The sequence below is a fragment of the Synergistota bacterium genome (genome assembly GCA_021159885.1).
In the GTDB taxonomy this organism is placed as follows: Bacteria; Synergistota; GBS-1; order GBS-1; family GBS-1; genus AUK310.
Map to the genome: position 1 here is coordinate 1 of JAGHDO010000002.1, position 5,724 is coordinate 5,724.

Genomic DNA, 5,724 nt, shown 5'->3' on the forward strand with positions numbered 1-5,724 from the left:
CCTCGTCTGATTTTTTTCTCCAAGCGTCCATTTCCTCTTTCCATCTTTTGAAGTCCTCGTCTGATTTTTTTCTCCATGCATCCATTTCCTCATGCATGGCTTTCCTCATTTCTCTGCATTCTTTCAGAAAGAGTAAAAATTCCTCTTCAAGCTTGTTAATTCTTTTTTCGTGATCTTCAAGTTTTCTCGCGGGTAAAGCCATTTTTGCTTTATACACCTCCGTTCCCTTCCTGCTTCCCTCTAATTATATCATCTTATTAGCTTGCTCATCTCGAAGATAGGAAGCAAGATCGAGATCACTATGAATCCTACGACTCCCCCTAAAGCGAGGATCATAAGAGGTTCGAAGGCACTTGTCATCTTTGACAGTGCTGAGGAAAGCTCTCTATTATAGTTATCCGCTAAGTGTTTTAGGCTTCTTTCAAGCTCCCCGCTTCCCTCGCCCAAGGCTATAAGGTAGACCATGTCAGGAGGGAAGACCCTTTTCTCCCTCAGAGATAAGGCGAGTTTTTTCCCTTCTTTGACCTCTTCTATTGCCTTTTCAATTGCTTCCCTGAAAGTCGAGTTCGTGAAGACCTCTTTCGCTATATCAAGCGCCTTAAGTAAGTTCATCCCGCTCGCTATCATAACAGCGAGCGTTTCACAGAAGAGTGAGAGATTGTAAAGCGTATGTACTCTCTTAAAAAACGGTATTTTAAGCTTGAGCCTATCCAGTCGCTTTTTAAATTTCTCGCTCTTTCCGGAGAATCTCAAAGCTATCAAAGATATCAAGAGGACGGTTAAGATAAGCGTCCCGTGTTCGCTTAAGGCCGATGTTATAAAAAGAAGTATTCTCGTTATCGCTGGCAGGGCCGCTCCGCTTTCGGTGAATATCTTAACTATCTTTGGAACCACGAATGTTAATAAAAAGGAGATAACCCCGACGCCCACGAGAAGCATGATTATAGGATAAACGAGCGCGTTGGTTATCTTTCTTATAACATCTAATTCTCTTTCTCTTAGGCTGGCTATCCTTTCAAACACTTCATCTAAATTACCGCTCTCTTCCCCAACCCTTATGAGCCCTATGGTGCTTTGATCTAAGCTTAGGTGCTCCTCCACGCTTTCTGAAAGCTTTTTACCCCCCGCTATATCCTCCTTTATGGCGAGAAGAGCGCTTTTTAGCTTCTTTGAGGGGGTCTGCTCTATTACTATGGTCAGGGCTTCAAGCAGAGGAATTCCCGCTCTTAAGTGGGCTCCCAATCCATGAGCCAGAAAGATGATGTCTTCCTTGGAGGGGGTTACCTTTCTTTCTTTTCTCGCGCTTTTTCTCGTTTCTTTAAGCTCGACTATGACTAAGCCTTCCTTTTTGAGCTTGCTTAAGGCTTGGTTTCTCCCTTCGGCTTCTACGATTCCCCTTACGCTTTTTCCGCCTCTATCGTATGCCTGATACTCGAAATAAGCCATTACCTTCCCGCTACCCTCATCACTTCAGAAAGCGTCGTTATTCCCCTCAAGATCTTCTGAATTCCGTCCTCCTTAAGCGTTCTCATTCCCTTTTCTATGGCAAGCCTTCTTAAGACGCTCGCGTCCTGCGACCTAACGAGCGCTCTTCTTAAATCCTCGTCGAAATCAAGCTGTTCAAACAGAGCGGTTCTGCCCCAGTAGCCCGTGTCGAGACAGTGAGGACACCCTCTTCCTCTATAAACGGTTGCCGTTTTTTCTAATCCCATTTCCTCAAGCGCTTCCGGGCTTTCTTCATAAGCCTCTCTGCATTTCTCGCATATTTTTCTGACAAGGCGCTGGGCTATGACGCCAATCACCGATGAGGAAACTAAGTATGGTTCTATCCCCATCTCAACAAGCCTCGTTATGGCGCTCGGTGCATCGTTCGTATGAAGCGTTGATAAAACGAGGTGCCCCGTGAGGGCAGCTTGAACCGCTATTTCAGCGGTTTCCCTGTCTCTTATCTCTCCCACCATGATTATGTCCGGGTCATGCCTTAATATGGATCGGAGTCCCGAGGCGAACGTTAGCCCTGCCTTTTCGTTCACCTGTATCTGGCTGATTCCCTCAAGCTCGTATTCAACCGGGTCTTCTATCGTTATTATGTTTACCTCCGGCGTCCTAAGCTCCTGAAGGATGGCATACAGCGTCGTCGTTTTACCGCTTCCCGTTGGTCCCGTTACCAGTATGATGCCGTAAGGCTTGGAGATTAGCTTCCTCAGCTTTTTTATCCCCTCCTCGTCGAGCCCCAGCTCATCTAAGGTTATCAACCCCTGCTTTTTATCAAGAAGCCTAAGCGTAGCTCTTTCTCCGAATTGAGTTGGAAGTATACCCACTCTTATATCTATCTCTCTGTCGGCAAGCTTTATCCCTATTCTTCCATCCTGAGGGATAAAGTGCTCCGCGATGTCGAGCCTTGACATGACCTTTATCCTCGATATAACCGGAGGGTGCAGTTTCTTGGGGAGATTAAGTCTGTCGTATAATATCCCGTCTATCCTGTATCTTATCCTGAGCTCCCTTTCATATGGCTCGAAATGGATGTCCGAGGCTCTTTCCCTTATCGCCTGATATATTATCGAGTTAACGAGCTTTATTATCGGGGCTGAATCTTCCGAGGTGATTATATCTTCTCTTTCAGACAGCTCCTCTAAGGATATCTTTTCCTCCTCCAAGCTTTCGACTTCCTCCAAGGTGCTTCTCGTTGCAGCATCGTAAAGCCAGCTTATGGCGTTTAATATCTCCCTCTCATCCGCTAAAACCGGCTCTATCTCGAGGTTCAGCTCAACCCCTAAGCTTTTGGCGGCTTTCAATCCCTCGAAGGAGCTTATAGCCACCTTGAGGATACCATCTTCTGTCGAAATAGGGCAAATTTTATTCCTTTTTAGGAAATCTATCGAGAACTTGAGGGGAAGAAGCTCCCTCAGCCTCTCATAATCTATCTTTTCAAGAATCTGTGTCAACTTACTTAATCACTCCCTCTTGCTTCTATATGTAGTTTAATAGCGTCTTTTATGTTTTCTATGGCTTCCTCTATTGTTTCTCCCTGCGAATAGCATCCTTGCAAAGATGGACATGTTGCTATGAAAATTCCGTCTTCGTCTCTTTCTATGATTATTTTGAATTTATAAATCATTACTTAATCACTCCCTCTTTCTTAAGCCATTCTTCTATCTTCTTGAGGTTCTTGGGTTCGAGGAGACTTTCCCTCGTTAACTTTTGTAAATCCTTGGGAGAATTTATTATATACGGGGTGATAAAGATAACCAGGTTTATCTTCTCGAGCTGGGTTATCTTTACCCTGAATAGCTCCCCTATTATGGGAATATATCCCAAAAGCGGGGTTCTCCTTTCAACCTTCTTTGTTGCGTTCTTTATCAATCCGCCGAGGACGATCGTTTGTCCGCTTTTAACCAGCGTTGTTGTCTTTATTTCTCTCTTTGAGGTGACGGGGGTTTCGGAGGTTATCGGGCTTATGACATCCTCTATTACCTGGTTTATATCAAGCCTTACGGTATCACCTCCAGCCACATGCGGGGTTACCTTAAGAATTATCCCCACGTTTTTATAGTCGTAAACTTTATTTATGGCGTTTGGGTTCTGCGTCGTGCTTGCTGCTGATTTAAGCTGGGGGATGACCTGCCCTACCTGTAGCGTTGCTTCCTCATTGTCCGTGCATAGGAGGGTCGGCATCGAGAGGACGTTAAGGGCGTTATATTTCCTTAAAAGGTTTACTATCGCGTAAACTATCCCGCTTGCTTTCTTTTCTTTGGCTAAGGCGGTTGCCTCGCTCGGAATCCCTCCCTCTCCGAGCGATATAGACGCTCCGTAAAGCACTCCGCTTTCAAGTATTCCACCGATGGTAGCCCAGTCTACCCCACGATGCTTCAATCTCGTTAAGTTAACCTCTGCTATAAGCATCTTTATGAGAACCTGCTTTCTCGGCTTATCCAAATCCTTTATAAGCGGTAAAAGCATCCTGTATCTCTCGGGAGACGCCATGATTATAAGGGAGTTCGTCTCCTTGTCCGCTGATATTACTATCCTCTCGTGGGGATCTACGCCTTTGAGAAATGTTGATTTCACGATCGCGCTTAGCGTCTTGGCTACATCGGGAGCCTTAGCGTTCACCAGCTTATAGAAGTGGAAGAAGTTCGAGCCCGCTTCGGACGGCTTATCAAGATCGGGAAGGATTCTCTCTATCCTGACGAGCTGAATATGTCTCCCAAGGAGAATAAGAGAATTCGTTCTCTCATCAGCCATTATGACAACGCCCCGGAGGGAAAGCTTTCCCATCGATTTGTCTTGTTTGACTATCATGGATAATTTTCTCGCGAGGGCGCTCGCTCCCGCGTATTTGAGCTTGTATACCACGAGCTTTCTTTCTTCCTCGGGATTGTCCAGAACCTTAAGCGCCCTTACTATTCTTGAAACGACCGAAGATGTATCGGTAACTATGATCGTGTTGGTGGGAGGATATATCCCTATTCTTCCTAAGGGAGAGAGAATGGGTTTGACCATTCCCGCAACGAGCTTCGCGTCCACATAGTTTAGGGGAATAAGCTGAGTTATAAGCTCGTCTCCTGCCTGTACAACCTTTTTCCCCTCCACAAACGCTCCGGATTCTCCTCTTACCTCCCTTATCGGAATTACCTTGACGAACTTCCCCGCTCTAACCGCCGTAAAACCGTTTACTCTTAGAACCGATAGGAAGACCTGATATGCGTCTTTTATCGAAACCGGCTTTGGAGAGATAACCGTTACCTTTCCTCTCACATTCGGGCTCACTATGATGTTTTTCCCCGTTAGCTCTGCTATAAACTTTATAAAGGCGTTTATGTCTATGTCTTTAAAGTCGAACTTTACCCATCCGGCTTTCTTTGCCTTTTCCGCCTCCTTTTTTATCTCGAAAGCAGTGCCCGCAGGCAGGGCAAACGAGCTTATCCCCCATGCGAGGATTATCAAGCCTATACATATGCTTAAGATAACTCTTCTCATAACAGCTTCACCTCATCGGCGTTCAAAAAATCCATATAATCTCCGCTCATCGCCATTGCCAGCATTCCCTTCTTCGTTGCCCTTCTTACTATTCCCTCGTTTAAGTTCAGCGAGGCGATCACCCCCACTATTTTTCTGCCCTTATACTGAGGGAAGAACTCCGTAAACTTCCTGAGGTTCTTTTCGAAAAGATCTATATCCCTGCTTCTGAAGGAGCTTTTCACCTCTACCACGAGCACCGTGCCCTCCTTCGTTATCGCTATTATGTCCACCTCGTAAAAGTCATTGTTGACTTCCTTTATTACTCTCACGCTCTGCTCCACGATCTTTGTTTTTAATCTTTTTTTTACTGCGTAGGGTAGCGCTGGAGCCACTATGTCTTCGACCATCGTGCCCATCTTCTGCGCGAGATGTCCCCACTGCTTCCTCATTTCTTCAATATTCTTTTTAGCCCATTCTTCGAATTTTTGTGAGTTTTCTCTGAGTTCTTTGATGTTTTGCTTAGACCACTCTTTGAATTCCTGCATTTCATTTTTGAATTTTTCGGAGCTTTCTCTTATTTCTTTAATGTTTTGTTTAGACCATTCTTTGAATTCCTGCATTTCATCCTTAAACGCTCTCATTTCATCTTTGAACGCAAGCATCTCGTCTTTAAAAGCCCTCATCTCATCCTTAAAGGCCCTCATCTCATCTTTAAAAAGCCTCATCTCGTTTTTGAATTCTCGCATCTCCCTTTTAAAC

General features: G+C 45.1%; 6 protein-coding genes. All 6 read right to left on the reverse strand.

What is annotated here, in order from left to right; genetic code table 11:
- The coding region (locus tag J7M13_00040) for a hypothetical protein (protein ID MCD6362385.1) at window positions 1-217 on the reverse strand (217 nt) is incomplete at its 3' end.
- Between the two features lie 32 nt (window positions 218-249).
- On the reverse strand, window positions 250-1,446 hold the full coding sequence (locus tag J7M13_00045; GenBank protein MCD6362386.1) for a type II secretion system F family protein: 1,197 nt from the start codon (window positions 1,444-1,446) through the stop codon (window positions 250-252).
- Entirely contained in the window at window positions 1,446-2,939 is a 1,494-nt protein-coding gene (gene gspE / locus J7M13_00050) for a type II secretion system ATPase GspE (GenBank protein ID MCD6362387.1), read from the reverse strand. The genes J7M13_00045 and gspE overlap by 1 nt, the downstream gene beginning before the upstream one ends.
- A 14-nt stretch (window positions 2,940-2,953) precedes the next feature.
- Window positions 2,954-3,121: a type II toxin-antitoxin system HicB family antitoxin gene (locus J7M13_00055; protein MCD6362388.1), complete on the reverse strand. Its 168-nt coding sequence runs from the start codon at window positions 3,119-3,121 to the stop codon at window positions 2,954-2,956.
- Window positions 3,121-4,983, reverse strand: coding sequence for a type II secretion system secretin GspD (gspD, locus tag J7M13_00060; GenBank protein ID MCD6362389.1), 1,863 nt, complete (start codon window positions 4,981-4,983; stop codon window positions 3,121-3,123). The genes J7M13_00055 and gspD overlap by 1 nt, the downstream gene beginning before the upstream one ends.
- Window positions 4,980-5,724 (reverse strand): hypothetical protein (locus tag J7M13_00065; protein ID MCD6362390.1); only part of this gene is annotated, 745 nt, incomplete at its 5' end. The genes J7M13_00065 and gspD, both read right to left, overlap by 4 nt.

Excerpts from the sequence above, each read along its gene's own strand:
- gspD (MCD6362389.1), bottom strand. The coding sequence starts at position 4,983 with ATGAGAAGAGTTATCTTAAGCATATGTATAGGCTTGATAATCCTCGCA.
- J7M13_00055 (MCD6362388.1), bottom strand. The coding sequence starts at position 3,121 with ATGATTTATAAATTCAAAATAATCATAGAAAGAGACGAAGACGGAATT.
- J7M13_00045 (MCD6362386.1), bottom strand. The coding sequence starts at position 1,446 with ATGGCTTATTTCGAGTATCAGGCATACGATAGAGGCGGAAAAAGCGTA.